Here is a 16,307-nt window from a genome sequence, read left to right on the forward strand (position 1 = left end):
CCATGAACGGCCTGATCTTCGAAGCGCTGAAGCGGACGCTTAAGGCAAAGGGCATCACCTATCGCGTCCTTGCCGAGCGGATGGGTGTTTCCGAGCCGACGGTGAAGCGCATCTTCCACGAGCGCAACTGCAAGCTCGACCGGCTGATGGAGATCTGCACTGCCGCCGGCGTAGAGTTGGAGAACGTGCTCGGCTCTATGAACAGAGGACCAGGACCCGCCAACCAGATCGCGCCGGAGATCGAGCGCAAGCTCGCCGGGCGGCCGGCACTGCTGTTCGTCTTTGTCATGCTTTCCGAGAAATTCACGCCGGAAGGCATCATGCGCTCACAAGGATTGAGCGAGGCTTCGATGTTCCTCTATTTGCGCGACCTCGAGGAACTCGGCCTTATCGCGCTCGGTCGCGGCCTGTCGGCGAGGCTGCTGGTCGAGGCGCCGATCCAGTGGAATTTCGAGGGGCCATTGCGGCCGCTGTTCGAGACGACCAACAAGAATTTCATCGGCTGGGCCATCACCCATCTTGAGCGCGAGTCGACGTTCGTCAGCTTCTCCAGGCGGATGCGGCCGGAAACGGCGGAAATGGTCAGGCGCGAGGCGGAGGAATTGGCGGAGCGCGCCAAATTGCTTGCTCATCACGACCAGCACACGACGCCCGAAGACGGACTGGTCGGCTACAAGTGGACGTTTGCGTTCGGTGCAACGCCGTTCCCGGTGATCATGCCGATCGGGCCGCATCCGCGCGACGCAGGCGCACGGATACCCGGCCGGGCCGCCGCAAAGCTACCGGCCTAGCCGCCACCCTGAACCCTTGTCTCGGCATCGGCAATCCTGGGCTTGTCGTCCCAAATCATTTGCCGATAGTCAAAACCATATTCCAACGTCGGCTTGACGATACGGAAATAGGGCGACAGGTCGAAATCGCGCGGCGTGTAGAGCGAGTGATGGCGGATGTGCAGGATTTCCCTGCGCGAATAGCTCGACTGGGCCGAGGCACGGCCAGGCGCCCGGGTAATCTCCGGCAGGATCGGGTAGCGGATCAGGCCATAGGCCTCGGCGATCAGCGACGAGCAGATGGCGCGCGTCGGGTCGCCGGAACCGAAAGCCAGCATGCGGCGGCGCCAGCGCACCGGCACCGGCGGCGTCGGCAAGAAGTAGCGCAGCATGTCGAATATGTTCTTGAGATCGTATCTGAGACCGAGCCTGCCGATCATGAACGCGACGACCGCTTCGCGGTCATCCGGAGCCAGGCCACTCGCACGGCAGATGCGGGTGTTGTAGCTGCGATAGCGCGACAGCGGCACGGCGATGCAGCCATCGCCGAGCGTGACCTCGATCAGGCGCCGCCGCTCCGATCCGTCCTCCGGCTCCGGTAATGCATCGCCGATATAGAAGGCGGCATGCGACCAGGTCGACTGGGTGAGGTATTTGATCGCCGCCGAGATCTTCTGGTTGCCTTCGATGAGCAGGATGTCGCCGGGCTCGAGCGTGCGGCGCAACGTTTCGGCGTCCGACGGCGTGTAAGGCTCGTAGCCGGACGATTCCTCCTGCAGCAGGCCTGCAAGCCAGCGGCCAAGTCGGTCAGAAGCGTGTCGCCGGGCTCGGTCATGCCAGACGGCGATTACCACAGGGCGGCAAGTTAGACCATGATCAGCCCACGCCCGGCGTGCCGGCGTCTTCGTGCGCAACTGTGAGATCTTCGCGCGCCTTACGGGCGAACTTCCTCGTCGAGCGCTTCGGGCTGTCGCCGAAAAGCTCGGCCGCCTCGGCGAGGCAGGTCTTTTTCAGGCTCTTTTCCGAACGCTTCAGCAGCTTGGCAAGCAACCGCGTCTCTTCAGCAGGACCGAGTGGCTGGTCCTCGGCATCGAGAAGCGCGCGCATGACGAACACATCGTGCAGCTCGCCGAGCCGCTCGCCCAATTCGTCGACGGCCTTGCGCCGCGTTTTGATCGGCGTCGGCCACAGCCGGCCGAGCAGCGACAGGTGCATGCCATGCGTCTTGGCCGCCTTGCGCAGGTCGTGAAAGTCATCGGCTTCGCCGCGCGAAGCCGCCTTGTCCAGCGCTTTCCTGGCGCGGCGCAAAGTGGTGCGCGCGCCTTCGGCGAGCACGTCGGCAGCCTGCTCCGGCTGGTCGGGCAAAGCGAGCTTGTCGATCCGGGCGACACCTTCCTCGCAAACGGAAATCGCCGCGCCTATCGCAGCATCGAGGCCTGCTCCGCCATGCAGTTCATGCTGGCGCGCGACGAGCCTGTCACGCACGGCACCGAGGCCATCGCCGGCACTTTGCTCGGGAAAGCTTGCCGCCAGCCGGTCGATTGTTTCCACCAGTGCGGTCGCCTCGCGCGGGCCGGCAAGCAGGGCCGCCACCTGGCGGTAGCACTGATTCTCCGTCACGCAGAATGTTTCGTCTCCGGAACGGACAAGGCGCAGCAAGGCGCGGACGTTCTTCAGCCGTTTGCGGCATTTGTGCAGCCCCTGTTCGGGCCTGTCACGCGCGGCGTCCAGATGGACAAGCGCCTTGCCGATCTCCTCGGCGAGGATGCGCCTGACCTCTCCGGTCAGCGACATGCGCGGATCGATACGAAAGCTCATGCGACGATCTCCGGAATCCCCCCAAGGGCGAGCGACGCGTTGTAAAATCTTGGCTCGCCGGTGACTTCACGGCCGAGCCAATGTGGCAGCATTTCGTCCTGTACATCATCCGGCGTCTCGAGCTCGGCGATCACCAACCCCGCAAGCGTCCCGCCGAAGACATCGACTTCGTAGCGATAGCCGCGGTGTCTAACATGGTGGCGTGTCTTCTCGATGACATGTCCGATGGCAAAGGCCTGCATCTCCTGCGCCTCCGCCAAAGGTACCGGATATTCGAATTCATCGCGCTCGCGTGCCTGGCTGCCGAACTTGAGCGTCAGCTTGGCGGCCGCATCGTTGCTGATGCGCACACGCACCGTGCGGCTGGGTTCGGCGACTAGATAGAATTGACGGATATGAATGTCCGCCTCGACCATTGCCCGCCATTCCTCACCTGAGACCAGGAACTTACGCTCGATTTCCTTGCCCATGGCCAGGCACTAAAGCGCGCACGGCCAGAGTTGGCAAGCCGCTTGACCGCACTTGACTTTAATCATTCGATTGATTAAATTGTTGACCATGATCAAATCGCCCAGCGCCAGCGGCCTTCCTCATGAGGCGCCCAAGACCGCCGCGGATGTGACGCGGACGGCACTCGTGCGCGCGGCGCTGAAGCTGTTCGGACGCCAGGGTTTCGACGGCACGTCAACGCGCCAGATCGCGGCCGAGGCCAAGGCCAATATCGGCTCGATCGCCTATCATTTCGGCGGCAAGGAAGGGCTCCGCAACGCGGCGGCCGACTACATCGTCGACACCATCCAGACCGTTGCCGGCCAGGCGATCGGCAATCTGCAGGCGCCGGCCGCGGCATTGGCGGACGCCGAGGCCGCGCGGGCACATTTGGCCGTCGCACTGGAGCGGATGGTCGCCTTCATCGCGGCAAGGCCGGAAGCCGGCGAGATTGTACAGTTCGTCCTGCGTGAGCTGTCGCATCCAACCGCCGCGCTCGACCGTATCTATGATGGCGTGTTCGAACCGGCGCATCACCGACTCTGCCTGATCTGGGAACAGGCGACGGGCGAGCCGGCCGAGAGCGAGCGCACTAAACTCACCGTATTCACGCTGATCGGCCAGGTCGTCTATTTCCGCATCGGCCGCGAGGCCGTTATGCGCCGGATGGGCTGGCGCGAGATCGGCGACGACGAGGCCGGCAAGATCGCGGCAACAATAACCGACAATCTCAGCGCGATTTTAGCTCGGCGCGATTTGGCTGTCAGGAAGGATCGTGGATCATGAGCCTGCTCTGTTCTTTGCCGCTTGCCGCCCAGCTTTTCAGCGCCTGCGCGCCGGCAGCACCGCTCGCCGTCGGCTACGTCGAGGGCGATTATGTGCTGCTCGCGCCGATCGAGGTGGCGCAGGTCGAGACGATTGCGGTTAAGCGCGGCGACCGCGTCGCGCCCGGCACGCCGGTGGTGACGCTGGAAAACGCCGACGCCAAGATCGCCATCGCACAAGCCGAGGCGGCGCTTGCGCAGGCCCAGGCGCAACTCGCCGATCTGCAGGTCGGCAAGCGGCCGGAAGAGATCGCGGTGCTCAAGGCCGAGGTCGACATGGCCAAGGCGCAAGCCGCCGACGCCAAACGCCGATACACCCGCGCCAGCGATCTGTTCAAACGCGGCACCGGCACGCAGGCCGACTACGACACGGCTTCCGCGACGCTGGAGACGGCCAACGCGCAGGTCGGCCAGGCGGAGGCCAATCTCGCCGTCGGCGGCCTGCCGGCACGGCCCGAGACTATCAAGGCCGCCGACAATCAGGTCAGGCAGGCGCAATCGGCGCTGGAGCAAGCGCAGTGGCGGCTGTCGAAGCGCGTGCTGACGGCGCCCTCGCCCGGCCGGGTCAACGATGTCATCCGCTATCCAGGCGACACGGCCGGTCCGACCGCGCCGGTCATCTCGATACTGCCGGACGGCGCGGTGAAACTCAGCGTCTATGTGCCGGAAAGCGCGTTCTCGTCGGTCAACGTCGGCACGCTGCTCAACGTCCATTGCGACGGCTGCGGGTCGGGCGTGAAGGCACGCGTCAGCTATGTGTCGCCCGATCCGGAATTCACGCCGCCGGTGATCTACTCGCTCGAGACCCGGCAAAAGCTGGTCTATCTGGTCGAAGCGCGGCCGGAGGGCGACGCCAGCGCCTTGCAGCCCGGGCAGATCGTCGACGTCGATCTGGCGGACATCAGAAAATGAACGTCATCGACGTGCACGGCCTGGTCAAGCGCTTCGGCGACAAGACCGTCGTCGATCATGTGACTATGGCTGTGGCCGAGGGCGAGATCGTCGGCTTCCTCGGGCCGAACGGCTCGGGCAAGACGACCACCATCCGCATCATGTGCGGCTTGCTGACGCCGGATGAGGGCGAAGGCACGGTTCTGGGCTTCGACATCCGCACCGACAGCCTGCGGATCAAACGCGAAGTCGGCTACATGACGCAGAGATTCTCGTTCTACGAAGATCTGACGATCGGCGAGAATCTCGAATTCGTGGCACGGCTGTACCGGCTGAAGCCGCTCGACGAGCACGTGGCTAAGACGCTTGAGGAGCTCGGCCTGACATCGCGCAGGGACCAGTTGGCCGGTACCCTGTCCGGCGGCTGGAAGCAGCGGCTGGCGCTGGCCGCCTGCATCATGCACAAGCCGAAACTGCTGCTGCTCGATGAACCGACGGCGGGCGTCGACCCGAAAGCGCGACGCGAATTCTGGGACGAGATCCACCGGCTGGCGAGCGGCGGCCTGACCGTGCTGGTCTCCACCCATTACATGGATGAGGCCGAGCGCTGCCATCGCATCAGCTACATCTCCTACGGCAAGATGCTGGCCACCGGCACGGTCGAGGACGTGGTGAGGAATGCCGGGTTGACCACCTTCGTCCTGCAAGGGCCGCGGCTCGATCTGGTCGCTGCCGCACTTCATGGCCGCCCCGGCGTCGACCAGGTGGCGCCGTTCGGCGCGACGCTGCATGTCGTCGGCTCCGACAGGACGGCACTTCAGGCAGCGCTCGCCGATGTCGAGAAAGAGCACGAGGGCGTTACGGTGACGCCCGGCGAGACCAGCCTGGAGGATGTGTTCATCCAGTTCATGTCCGGTTCGAAGGACAACATGGGATGAAAAATGGGATAAACAGCATCTTTTCGTTCGCCAGGCTAGGCGCGTTGCTGATCAAGGAGTTCATCCAGATGCGGCGCGACCGCATCACCTTCGCCATGATGCTCGGCGTGCCGTTGATGCAGCTGGTGCTGTTCGGCTATGCCATCAACAACGATCCGAAGAGCCTGCCGGCAGCGCTGGTGGCGATGAGCAGCGATCCTTACACACGAGCCATGGTTTCGGCACTGCAGACCACCGGCTATTACCGCTTCGACCACGTCGCGCAAAGTGCCGTCGAAGCCGAATTCCTGATGGCGCGCGGCGATGTTGCCTTCGTCGTCACCATTCCCGCCGATTTTGCCCGGCGGGTCGAGCGCGGCGACAGCCCGCAGATCCTGATCGAGGCGGATGCGACCGACCCGGCCGTCGCCAGCGGCGCCATCTCGACGCTCGGCACCGTCGCCAACCAGGCGCTGCTCAGGGCACGCGGCATGCAGGAAACGGCGGCCGAGGCTGCCCGGGGCCAGCTCCAGGTGGTGGTGCACCGGCGCTACAATCCGGAAGCCGTCTCGCAATACAACATCGTGCCCGGCCTGCTCGGCGTCATCCTGCAGATGACGATGGTGATGATGACCTCGATCGCGCTGACACGCGAGACCGAGCGCGGCACGATGGAGAACCTTCTGGCGATGCCGTCAAGCCCGCTCGAGATCATGCTGGGCAAGGTGCTGCCCTATCTGGCGGTCGGCGCCGTGCAGGTGCTGGTGGTGCTGGCGGCCTCGAAGCTTCTGTTTGCCATCCCCTTCACCGGGTCGATGTCGCTGCTGTTGACGGCGGTCCTGATCTTCGTCTTGGCGCTGGTGCTGCTCGGCTACACGATCTCGACGATCGCCCGCACGCAAATGCAGGCCCTGCAGCTCACTTTCTTCTTCTTCTTGCCGTCGATCATGCTGTCCGGCTTCATGTTCCCCTATCGCGGCATGCCGGATTGGGCGCAGATTTTCGGCGAGGTGCTGCCGCTGACCCACTTCCTGCGCATCATCCGCGCGGTAATGCTGAAGGGCGCCGAGCTGCCGGCGGTAGCAACGGAGATCGGCTGGCTGGTGGTGTTCGTGGCGCTGTTCGCCGGCATTGCGCTGGTGCGGTTCCGCCGGACGCTGGATTAGGGTCGAACTCGATCCGCTTGTGCAAAAGATCGAGATTCACACGGACTTGGCCTGGCCCGGGACCGGTGTCAATTCAGGCTCATTGAGCCCTTCGAAGGGATCGCGCCAGGCGTCGATTTCTTCGAGTTGAAGATACCAGCGACTGACAGAGGGATAGTCATCGAGCGGCAATCGGGCGACATCGTTGAAGGGCAGAAACGTCGCCATTCGAAAGTCGGCATAGGAAACCGAAGCGCCGACCAGCCATTCTCGCTGGGAAAGCTCGGCATCAAGTATGGCAGCGGCGGTACTGAAGTCCCTCAGGCCCTCCTCAACCCGCGCCTGATCTATCGGGCCGAGCCCATAGCGCTGTTTGGTCCCGCGTTCGAAATGCACGACATCGCAAGCTCTTGCGAAGTTCTCTTTCCCCCAACTCAGCCATCGGATCATCTCGGGCTCGTCGTCGCCAGCGCGCCAGAAATCCGAATGCTATCGCGCGAAAGCCGACAGGCTATGGCGTCGGCCTCCCAGAGGCTTTTTCCCGAACCTATAAGGATGGGCAATGAAAGATTTGGATTGAGCGGCCGAAATCGCTCGGCCTGGCCCGGAGCGAAGGGAGAGGCGAATTCAAACTCGACCTTGGCGTTGAGATACCGTGCCACCGCGACCGCGAGGCGAGGATTGGGATTGCGGCTGAAGAACAGTTTCATTGATCTCAGTCTTTGAAGGGTACCGGTTCGACCGGGTGCAACGGACGCTTGAGCACCTCGAATCGGCACATGAGCTGGAACTGGTTGCTATCCTAGCCGGCAGCAATGATCTCGGCATAGGTGCTGAGATCGACATTGCCGCCGGAGAGCACCACGGCAATGCATTTGCCGGCAAGGTCGATTTCGCCTGACGACAGCGCGGCCAAGCCGACGCAACCGCCAGGTTCGACCACCAGCTTCAGACAAGCCATCGCGTCGCGCATCGCCTGTGTCACCGCGCTGTCGGAAACGGCGATGGCGCCGGCGAGATTCTTGCGGTTGATTTCGAAAGTGATCGCGCCCGGCTCGGCGACGAGAAGGGCATCGCAGATCGAGGTGTGGCCGGGCGCGTTCGACACCCTGGCGCCTTTGATCAGCGAACGGCGTGTGTCGTCGAAATGCTCGGGTTCCACGGCCCAGACGGCGGTGCCCGGCGAGGCGTCCTTGACCGCGATCGAAATGCCGCTGCTCAACCCGCCGCCGCCGCAGGGAACCACCACCGCATCGAGGCTGACGCCAAGCGCTCTTGCTTGGCGCATCAATTCGAGGCCGATCGTGCCCTGGCCGGCGATGATAGCCGGATCGTCGTAGGGCGGCACCAGGACCATGCCGTTTTCCACGTAAGAACGGACGACGGCAGTGCGATCGTCGCGGACCCGGTCGAAGGTGATCACTTCGGCGCCCATCTTCCTGACATTGCCGACCTTCATCGCCGGCGCATCGGCGGGCATGGCGATGACGGCCTTGACGCCGAACATCGCCGCTGCGGCGGCAACGCCTTGCGCGTGATTACCCGACGAGAAGGCGACGACGCCGCGGGCGCGTTCTTCCGCCGAGAGCGAGGAGAGCTTGTTGTATGCACCGCGGAACTTGAACGAGCCGGTGCGCTGCAACGTCTCGGGCTTGAACAGGATCCTGGCGCCGAAGCGCTTGTTCAACTCCGGCGATTCGATCAGCGGCGTTTCGACGATCAGTCCGGACAATCGCGCTGCTGCGCTGTGAATATCGGCGATGCCGGGAGGGGTGGTCATGGCTAGGGTCCTGCAAGAGATGAGACCGCCTATGCTGCACGGAAAGGGAGGCGGCGCACCAATGAAAAAATGTGACCGTTACAATTCGTCCTTGGAGGCAGGAGAGTGGGGCGTGACTGTCCCCACCGCCTCCTCGGCCCTCTGCCATGCATTCGTCGCTTCAGTCGACAAATCGTTGTCGATTGACCGGCATAGCCTGCCGCTCCTCACCCCAACAGCGTCTTTTGCCGTTTGGGGCCGCCCATCTTGCGCCAGGTGTTGAAGCGGTGGGTGGCGGCGGCGAAGGAGATCTTCATCTGTTGGGCGACCGAATAGCGCGACTTGCCCTCGTCGAACAGCCGATAGCAGCACTCGACGCCCTCCTCGGTCAACTTGCCGTCGGGAGCCTTGTTGTGCGGATTGGCGGGATCAAATTTTTCGACCTGCTGCTCGACTAGGCCTTTCAGGCGCTGCAGATCCGCCTCAATATTAGCGATAAGGTCGAGAACCGGTTTGGGATCAAACAGCTGCTGTTTTTCCGGCATCTGCGGCGTTCCTTTCTCTTGGTTGAGATTCGGTTATATAAGTGAACGTTTGCCGATAGCAACGGCGATGTGTTCGGAATTTTGAAGCCTGTACCTTTTGAGCATGAGTGGAGCGCACACGATTGACCGGCGACGTGCGAGGTCATAGTTTAGAACTATTCTAAACTAGGGTGAATTTCTCATGCTTTCCCGCGTTTTCGGCTTCGGCCGCCGTCCCTTTGAATCGCTCTCGGAACAGGAGATCCTGGCGCTCGCCATCTCCTCCGAGGAGGATGACGGGCGCATCTATCGCGCCTATGCCGACGGGCTGGCGGAGAGCTTTCCGCAATCGGCCAAGGTGTTCGAGGAGATGGCGGAGGAGGAGGACGGCCATCGCGATTCGCTGATCGAGCTTTACCGCAAGCGTTTCGGCGAGCGCATACCGCTGATCCGGCGCGAACATGTGAAGGGCTATTACGAACGCAAGCCGGACTGGCTGGTGAGGCCGCTCGGCATCGATCATGTGCGCAGCCAAGCCGAGGCCATGGAGCGGCAGGCCTACCTGTTCTATATCGAGGCGGCCAAACGCACAGGCGATGCGTCGACGCGAAAGCTGCTCGACGACCTGGCGATCGCAGAACAGGGCCACGAGACACTGGCGCAGCGGCTGGAGCAAAAGCATGTGCCGGGCGCGGTCAAGGACGAAGAAACAGCAGCCGAGCAGCGCCAGTTCATCCTGACCTATGTCCAACCGGGGCTGGCCGGGCTGATGGATGGCTCGGTGTCGACGCTGGCGCCGATCTTTGCCGCCGCCTTTGCCACGCATGATACGTTCCAGACCTTTCTGGTCGGGCTTGCCGCCTCGATCGGCGCTGGCATCTCGATGGGTTTCACCGAGGTGGCTTCCGACGACGGCAAATTATCGGGCCGCGGCTCGCCGGCAAAACGCGGGCTGACCGTCGGCGTCATGACGACGCTGGGCGGGCTCGGCCATGCGCTGCCCTATCTAATCCCGCTTTTTTGGACGGCGACCATTGTCGCCGCCGTGGTGGTTTTCTTCGAGCTGTGGGCGATCGCCTTCGTGCAGAACCGCTACATGCAGACGCCATTCTGGCGCGCCGCCTTCCAGGTGGTGCTGGGTGGCGCGCTGGTGTTTGCGGCAGGGGTGCTGATCGGGAATGCCTAACAGTCCTTAACCATTTACCGCCTGGCTGTCCTGAGGCGCCTCTGCGCGTTCGGTCAGGCCGTAATCGCGCACGACATGGGCGATGCGCAAACGATAGTCCGCAAAGATACCGCCGCGCCCGGCCTTCTGCGCCTGCCGATGTTCCTGCGTGTTGCGCCAGGTCTTCACCGCGTCCTCGTCGCGCCAGAAGGACAGCGACAGGATGCGGTTCGGATCGGCAAGGCTCTGGAAGCGCTCGATCGACAGGAAACCGTCGATGCCGTCGAGCAGTGGGCGTAGGTCGGCGGCGATGCCGAGATAGGCATCGCGCTTGCCCGCCGCCGGCTCGACCTCGAAGATGACGGCGATCATGGCTTCACCAAAGGAGCATGCGGCCCGGAGGCCAGCTTGAGGAAGATGCGGTCCTCCTTCAGAATGAATTTTTCCCGTCGGGCGAACTCGTAGTTCGCCTTGCCGGCGGGATCGGCGGCGAGCCGGGCGCGGTAGGCTTCGTAGGCCGCAAGACTGTCGATGTTGTAGGCGGCATAAGCCGTGGTGGCCGAGCCTTCGTGCGGCGCGAAATAGCCGACCAGATCGGCGCCGCAGCGCGGGATCGCCTGCCCCCAATTGCGTGCATATTCCTCGAATGCCGCCTTGCCGAACGGATCGATCTCGTAGCGGATGAAGCAGGTGATGGTCATTTTCGCCTCCTTGGCGGTGGATGTTTTCTTGCGGTCACAGTTCGAGCCGGATCGAAACGTTCCGAAGATCGATATGCTAGGCAAATCCCTCGCTGATCATGCCTGCCAGAACGATTTCGCGCATTCGCGGCGGACGTCTTCAGGTGTCAGGCCAAGGTCACGCAGCAGATGATCGTCGATCTCGGCGAGGTCGAGACGCTGCAAATGACGGTCGTACCACTGCTTCAGGAGCCGCAGCCGCAAGCGGCGCAAGACAATGAACGGGAACGGCCGGCGAGCAGGCGCGGCGCTGAGAATGGTCCTTGCAGGCATCGTTGTCTCCTTGATTTGCATCGAGACTAATGCTTTATCTGACGAGGATGCTTCGATGAGGAACGAACTATGCGCGAAGGACCTGACATAGCCCGCATTGCCAGCCTGGTGGGCGATCCGGCGCGGGCAAACATGCTGTCCGTATTGATGGGCGGCACGGCACTGACGGCGAGCGAACTGGCACTCGAAGCCGGGGTGTCGCTTCCGACAGCGAGCTCGCATCTGTCGAAGCTGATGGAAGGCGGGCTGCTGACACTGGCGAGCCAGGGGCGGCACCGCTATTACGGCCTCGCCGGCCCGCAGGTGGCGGGAATGATCGAAGCCATCACCGGCGTTGCCGCTGCGGTCGGACCGCAGAGGGTGCGACCCGGCCCTCGCGACGCGGCCATGCGCGTGGCGCGGGTCTGCTACGATCACCTCGCCGGCGAGCGGGCGGTGGCGATGCTGGACCGTCTTGTGGCTCGACAAGTGCTCCTGCGCGACGACAAGGTGATCCAGCTTGGGCCGTCGGCCGCCTCGCATTTCGCCGCGATCGGCATCGACATCCATACCAAAGCGCGGCGACCGGTGTGCCGCGCCTGCCTCGACTGGAGCGTGCGGCGTTCGCACCTCGCCGGCACGCTGGGCGCCGCCATTCTCGACAAGATCCTCGCCGAGAAATGGGCGCGGCGCGAGAAGGACAGCCGTGCCGTGATCTTTTCACCGGTAGGCAAGCAGGCCTTCGAGACGACGTTTCTCGCCTGACGGCTCGCTTCAATGCGCTAGAACGGTTCGTCGTTTCACGGAAACGCCGAACCGCTGTATCTTTTTGTTTTGAAGCATGTCGTTGTCGCAAACCGCTGCACATTTTTGCGCGACATGCATTAGCCGCGCTTGAGCGGCTTAGCCTGCTTGAAAAAATCCGCCCAGGGATCGGCTTGCCCGAGCCGCTTCAGCGTCGTCTTGTCGCCGATCGGAAAGGCGTTCGGCGGCAATCCGGCCTCGATTTCCGCCCAGGTCACTGGCATCGATATCGTGGCGCCTTTTTTGGCGCGCGACGAATAAGGCGCAACCGTGGTGGCGCCGCGGCCGTTGCGCAGATAATCGACGAAAATCTTGCCGGTGCGCGCCCTCTTCGACAGCGTCGCCGTGTAGCGGTCGGGCGCGGCCTGTTCGAGCGCTCGGGCGAACTCATGGGCGAAGCCTTTGACCTCGTCCCAATCCGCCGACGGCTTCAGCGGCACGACGACATGATAGCCCTTGCCACCTGACGTCTTGACGAAATTCGGCAGGGACAGTTCGTCGAGCCGGCCGCGGATATCGAGCGCCGCCGCGCGCACCGCCTTCACGTCGACGCCCTCGTCCGGATCAAGATCGAAGATGATCTGGTCGGGTTTTTCCAGATCGTTGGTGGTCGAGCCCCAGATGTGGATCTCGACGACGCCCAGTTGCACCAGCGCCGCGACGCCGTCGAAATCGCGGACGAACAGGATTTCCTCGCCGTCCGTCGGATCCTTCATCACGGCTATTTTTTCACTCATGCCCGCTGAGGCATGCTTCTGGAAAAACCGTGGGCCGCCAACGCCGTCCGGCGCCCGCACGAGGCTGAGCGGCCGGTTGATGATGAATTGCTTCATGCGCGGCCAGACCAGTGCGTAATGGTCGACTAGATCCTGCTTTGACACCTCCTCCTGCGGCCACAGAAGCTTGTCCGGGCGAGACAGCGTAACCGACGTTTTCGCCGTCCCGGCGGGTTTGGCGGGCTTTGCCTTGGGCTGCTCTGCCGGAGCTGAGCGTGCTTTCGGTTTCTCCTGCACGACTTCCTCCGCCGGCTTGTCCTCGCGCAATCCCTGGAACGACGCGTGGCGTATTATACGGTCCGACGTCCAACTGCGAAACTCCACTTCGCCGACAAGTTCGGGCTTGACCCAGACCAGCCCCTTGCCCCTTGGCACCGCCCTGTCGAAGGGCGAGGACGTCGTCTTTAGCGCATCAAGCCTCTTCTTCAACTCGTTGGTGCTTTTGGCCGTGAAGCCGGTGCCGACGCGGCCGGCATAGCGCAGCTTGCCGCCCTCGTGATAGCCGACCAGCAGCGAGCGCAGGCCGCGCCCGGTCTTGTCCGACGGCATATAGCCGCCGATGACGAATTCCTGGCGCGCCGTGCATTTCGACTTCACCCACGAGGGAACACGACCGCTGCGGTAGGGCGCATCGGCACGCTTGGAGACGACGCCTTCGAGCCCCAGCCGGCAAGCATGCTCCAGCATGATCTTGCCGGGCTCGGCAAAGTGGTCGCTGAAGCGCACAGCCTGATCCTCGGCCTGTCCGGCGAGCAAAGTGCGCAGCCTTTCCTTGCGCTCGACCAGCGGCTCGGAACGGATATCCTCACCGTTGAGACGCAACAGGTCGAAAACGTAGTAGATGAAACGATCCGTGCGGCCCGCCGACAGATCTTGCTGCAGCAGCGAGAATGACGACACGCCATTATCCGCCAGCACGACGATTTCGCCGTCGATGATGGCGTCGGTGCATTTCAGGCCGCCAAGTGCGGCGACAATCGCGCCACCGAATTTGTCGGTCCAGTCGAGGCCGGTGCGCGTCAAAAGCCGCACCTCGGTACCGGCAAGCTGCGCCTGCATGCGATAGCCGTCGAACTTCACCTCATGCAGCCAGTCCTTGCCGGGCGGCGCGTCCCGCTCCAGCGTTGCGAGCGCCGGTTCGATGAATTCGAGCCGCCTTGCCGCGACTGCCTTCTTGCCGGTAGCCGGCCTGTCGGACTGCCAGACGCTTGGCTTCTTGCCGTCGGCGGTCTTGCCTTGGCCGACCTCCTCGATGGTCAGGCCGGATTTCACCGATTGCGGCGCCTCCTGCAAAATGTCCTCGCCCGGACGCGCGGCGGCATCGTCGGATTTGATCAGCAACCAGTTGTCACGCTTTTCGCCCGGACGCGGCTTCAGCCGCACCAGATGCCATGCGCCATGCAATTTGTGGCCATGCAGTTCGAAACTGATATGGCCTTTCTTCATCGCCTTTGCCGGGTCGCCATCGGGGACCCAAGTTCCCTCATCCCAGACAATGACCGAGCCGCCGCCATATTGGTCCTTCGGGATGGTGCCTTCAAACGGCGCATAGTCGATCGGGTGGTCCTCGACATGCACGGCGAGCCGCTTTTCGTGCGGGTCGAGGCTCGGGCCTCGCGTCACCGCCCAGCTCCACAGCACGCCGCCGTGCTCGAGACGAAGGTCGTAGTGAAGCCTGGTGGCGGCATGCTTGTGGATGACGAAGATGCCACCCGGCACGGCTTTCTTGCCGCGCGAAACCTTGCCGGCTGGTTCGGCCGTCTTCTTGAAATTGCGCTTGGCGTGATACTGCTCGAGGCCGGCCATGGGCGGATCCTAAGCAGATTTGCGCCGGGCGGCTTTGGACTTGGCGCCTTTTGCCGGGCGTCCGGTCTTTGCCGGCGCACCGGCTTCCGACGAAAGGCTCTTCTTCAGCGCATCGAAGAGGTTGACGACGTTGGAGGGCCGTGGTTCCGCCTTGGTCTTCGGTGCCTTCTTGCCGGCCTTCTTGGCGCGGACCAGCTCCATCAGGGCGCTTTCGTATTTGTCCTCGAATTCGGAAGGATCGAACTTCGCCTGTTTCTCATCGACGATGTGTTCGGCCAGCCTGATCATCTCGGCGTCGGTCTTCACCGGCTTGATGTCGCCGAACACCATCTCGGGCCTGCGAACCGTATCGCCATAGCGCAGGGTCGTCAGCAGCAGACCCTTGCCCAACGGCTCGATGACCACCGGACGTTCGCGGCGATAGAGCACAATGCGGGCTAGCCCCGCCGTCTTCTTGGCGGCCATGGCGTCGCGGATGACGGCGAAGGCCTCTTCCGAGACCTCGTCCGCAGGCGTCACATAATAGGGCGCATCGAGATAGATCTGCTGGATCGAGGATTTTTCGATGAAACCATCGAGGCTCATCGTATGCGAGGATTCGATCTGCACGGCTTCGATCTCCTCCTCCTCGATTTGGACGAAGTCGCCGTCGCCGATCTCGTAGCCCTTGATCTCGTCGCCTTCATCGAGCGGCTTGCCGCTTGCCGAATCGACATAGACGCGCTTGACGGTATTGCCGGTCTTGCGGTTGAGCACGCGGAACGAGACTTTCTCGGCCTGGGTGACGACATTGGTCAGTTCGACGGCGCAAGTGACCAGCGAAAGCTTGAGATACCCTCTCCAGGCGGGTCGCGGCGCCATGACAAACTCCCTGCGCGACAATGTTCAACCGATAACGGCGTTCAACCGAGAACGGCCAAAGTCCGTTCCGGTTCCGGCGGCGCAAAAGGCAAGTCCGAGCTTTCAACCCAGCCTTGCCTTGTTCTCGCTCGCTGCCCTACTCGGCGGCTTGCAGGTTGACCTTGCTTTCCGCTATTTCGGTAAGCTTGCGGTCGGTTGCCTGCTCCTCCTTGAGGTTGTTGGCCAACACATTGGCGCAGTCGCTGCGGCCCAGTTGCTTGGCCCAAGCAATCAGGGTGCCGTAACGGGTCATCTCATAATGCTCGACCGCCTGGGCGGAGGCGATCAGCGCAGCGTCGAGGACCTCCTTGTCGGCGATGTCGCCGCTGACGTCGTCGGCTTCTTCGAGAATGCCGTCGATGGCCGGGCAGTCGACCTGCTTGGCCTTCACGCCGTGCAGTTCGAACACCTGCTCGACACGCTGGATATGACCCTTGGTCTGAGCGAGATGTTTCTCAAAGCCGGCTTTCAGCTGCGCATCACTCGCCTTGTCGATCATCTTCGGCAGCGATTTCTCGATCTGTTTTTCAGCGTAATAGATGTCGCGCAGCGTGTGCACGAAGAGGTCGTCGAGGGTTTTGATATCCTTCGAAAAGAAACCCATGGCCTTTGCCTTTCCATTGCTCTTGCAGTTTCGGATTTTTTTGGCTGCGGCCCACCCGAGCACCACAGCCTGCGGCGCCGGTTCGTCCCGGCACTGGGAATCAACGTGCGGCTGACGGGCCGG

Annotated in this window: 17 protein-coding genes and 2 pseudogenes; 7 read left to right on the forward strand and 12 right to left on the reverse strand. The window is 62.9% G+C overall.

The genetic code is table 11. The features are described from left to right. Positions 1-2 precede the first annotated feature (2 nt). Positions 3-791 carry a helix-turn-helix domain-containing protein gene (locus NKJ91_RS26460; protein ID WP_352457882.1) on the forward strand — a complete coding sequence of 263 codons (789 nt, stop codon included), beginning with the start codon at positions 3-5 and terminating at the stop codon, positions 789-791. Here the strand turns inward: NKJ91_RS26460 and NKJ91_RS26465 are convergent. The 3 genes and pseudogenes from NKJ91_RS26465 to NKJ91_RS26475 form a co-directional block, all read right to left on the reverse strand. Next, positions 788-1,605: pseudogene (locus NKJ91_RS26465) on the reverse strand (C40 family peptidase). The gene NKJ91_RS26460 and the pseudogene NKJ91_RS26465 overlap by 4 nt on opposite strands. A gap of 41 nt (positions 1,606-1,646) precedes the next feature. Next, positions 1,647-2,588: a CHAD domain-containing protein gene (locus tag NKJ91_RS26470; RefSeq protein ID WP_352457883.1), complete on the reverse strand. Its 942-nt coding sequence runs from the start codon at positions 2,586-2,588 to the stop codon at positions 1,647-1,649. Then, entirely contained in the window at positions 2,585-3,058 is a 474-nt protein-coding gene (locus NKJ91_RS26475) for a CYTH domain-containing protein (protein ID WP_023679010.1), read from the reverse strand. Before NKJ91_RS26475 ends, NKJ91_RS26470 begins: the two co-directional genes overlap by 4 nt. 88 nt (positions 3,059-3,146) lie before the next feature. On the opposite strand from NKJ91_RS26475, the gene NKJ91_RS26480 reads away from it, so the two are divergent. Genes NKJ91_RS26480 through NKJ91_RS26495 form a run of 4 tightly spaced genes read left to right on the forward strand, consistent with a single transcriptional unit; the run spans position 3,147 to position 6,875 of the window. Next, positions 3,147-3,863 carry a CerR family C-terminal domain-containing protein gene (locus NKJ91_RS26480; RefSeq protein ID WP_352457901.1) on the forward strand — a complete coding sequence of 239 codons (717 nt, stop codon included), beginning with the start codon at positions 3,147-3,149 and terminating at the stop codon, positions 3,861-3,863. Then, positions 3,860-4,813, forward strand: a complete 954-nt coding sequence (locus tag NKJ91_RS26485) for an HlyD family secretion protein (protein ID WP_352457884.1) — start codon at positions 3,860-3,862, stop codon at positions 4,811-4,813. Before NKJ91_RS26480 ends, NKJ91_RS26485 begins: the two co-directional genes overlap by 4 nt. Further along, on the forward strand, positions 4,810-5,730 hold the full coding sequence (locus NKJ91_RS26490) for an ABC transporter ATP-binding protein (protein WP_352457885.1): 921 nt from the start codon (positions 4,810-4,812) through the stop codon (positions 5,728-5,730). Before NKJ91_RS26485 ends, NKJ91_RS26490 begins: the two co-directional genes overlap by 4 nt. 8 nt (positions 5,731-5,738) lie before the next feature. Then, positions 5,739-6,875: an ABC transporter permease gene (locus NKJ91_RS26495; RefSeq protein ID WP_352457902.1), complete on the forward strand. Its 1,137-nt coding sequence runs from the start codon at positions 5,739-5,741 to the stop codon at positions 6,873-6,875. 36 nt (positions 6,876-6,911) lie between these two features. Here the strand turns inward: NKJ91_RS26495 and NKJ91_RS26500 are convergent. The 3 genes and pseudogenes from NKJ91_RS26500 to NKJ91_RS26510 form a co-directional block, all read right to left on the reverse strand. Then, a pseudogene (locus tag NKJ91_RS26500) lies at positions 6,912-7,564 on the reverse strand (glutathione S-transferase family protein). 92 nt (positions 7,565-7,656) lie between these two features. Further along, positions 7,657-8,634 (reverse strand): threonine ammonia-lyase, encoded by a 978-nt coding sequence (locus tag NKJ91_RS26505; protein WP_352457886.1) that lies wholly within the window; start codon positions 8,632-8,634, stop codon positions 7,657-7,659. Between the two features lie 206 nt (positions 8,635-8,840). Continuing rightward, positions 8,841-9,158 carry a hypothetical protein gene (locus NKJ91_RS26510; RefSeq protein ID WP_023679003.1) on the reverse strand — a complete coding sequence of 106 codons (318 nt, stop codon included), beginning with the start codon at positions 9,156-9,158 and terminating at the stop codon, positions 8,841-8,843. A gap of 181 nt (positions 9,159-9,339) precedes the next feature. Here NKJ91_RS26510 and mbfA point away from each other — a divergent pair, with 181 nt between their 5' ends. After that, entirely contained in the window at positions 9,340-10,323 is a 984-nt protein-coding gene (gene mbfA, locus NKJ91_RS26515) for an iron exporter MbfA (protein WP_352451856.1), read from the forward strand. 6 nt (positions 10,324-10,329) lie between these two features. On the opposite strand, the gene NKJ91_RS26520 is transcribed toward mbfA, so the two are convergent. The 3 genes from NKJ91_RS26520 to NKJ91_RS26530 form a co-directional block, all read right to left on the reverse strand. After that, a complete protein-coding gene (locus tag NKJ91_RS26520) occupies positions 10,330-10,674 on the reverse strand; it encodes an antibiotic biosynthesis monooxygenase family protein (protein WP_023679001.1) in 345 nt (114 codons plus the stop codon). Further along, positions 10,671-11,003, reverse strand: coding sequence for an NIPSNAP family protein (locus NKJ91_RS26525; protein WP_352451858.1), 333 nt, complete (start codon positions 11,001-11,003; stop codon positions 10,671-10,673). Before NKJ91_RS26525 ends, NKJ91_RS26520 begins: the two co-directional genes overlap by 4 nt. A 96-nt stretch (positions 11,004-11,099) precedes the next feature. Next, positions 11,100-11,315, reverse strand: coding sequence for a DUF1127 domain-containing protein (locus NKJ91_RS26530; RefSeq protein ID WP_352451859.1), 216 nt, complete (start codon positions 11,313-11,315; stop codon positions 11,100-11,102). A gap of 69 nt (positions 11,316-11,384) precedes the next feature. On the opposite strand from NKJ91_RS26530, the gene NKJ91_RS26535 reads away from it, so the two are divergent. Further along, complete coding sequence (locus NKJ91_RS26535; RefSeq protein WP_352457887.1) at positions 11,385-12,059, forward strand: ArsR/SmtB family transcription factor; 675 nt, start codon at positions 11,385-11,387, stop codon at positions 12,057-12,059. Positions 12,060-12,178: 119 nt separating this feature from the next. On the opposite strand, the gene ligD is transcribed toward NKJ91_RS26535, so the two are convergent. From ligD to NKJ91_RS26550, 3 genes are all read right to left on the reverse strand, one after another. After that, positions 12,179-14,680, reverse strand: a complete 2,502-nt coding sequence (gene ligD, locus NKJ91_RS26540; RefSeq protein WP_352457888.1) for a DNA ligase D — start codon at positions 14,678-14,680, stop codon at positions 12,179-12,181. A 9-nt stretch (positions 14,681-14,689) separates the two neighbouring features. Then, positions 14,690-15,541, reverse strand: a complete 852-nt coding sequence (gene ku, locus NKJ91_RS26545; RefSeq protein WP_352451862.1) for a non-homologous end joining protein Ku — start codon at positions 15,539-15,541, stop codon at positions 14,690-14,692. Between the two features lie 136 nt (positions 15,542-15,677). Then, the gene (locus NKJ91_RS26550; RefSeq protein ID WP_352451918.1) at positions 15,678-16,184 is read right to left on the reverse strand and encodes a YciE/YciF ferroxidase family protein; all 507 of its coding nucleotides are present in this window, start codon (positions 16,182-16,184) and stop codon (positions 15,678-15,680) included. Positions 16,185-16,307: the final 123 nt, after the last annotated feature.

Origin of the sequence: Mesorhizobium sp. M0040, from assembly GCF_040323505.1 — a bacterium.
GTDB lineage: Bacteria > Pseudomonadota > Alphaproteobacteria > Rhizobiales > Rhizobiaceae > Mesorhizobium.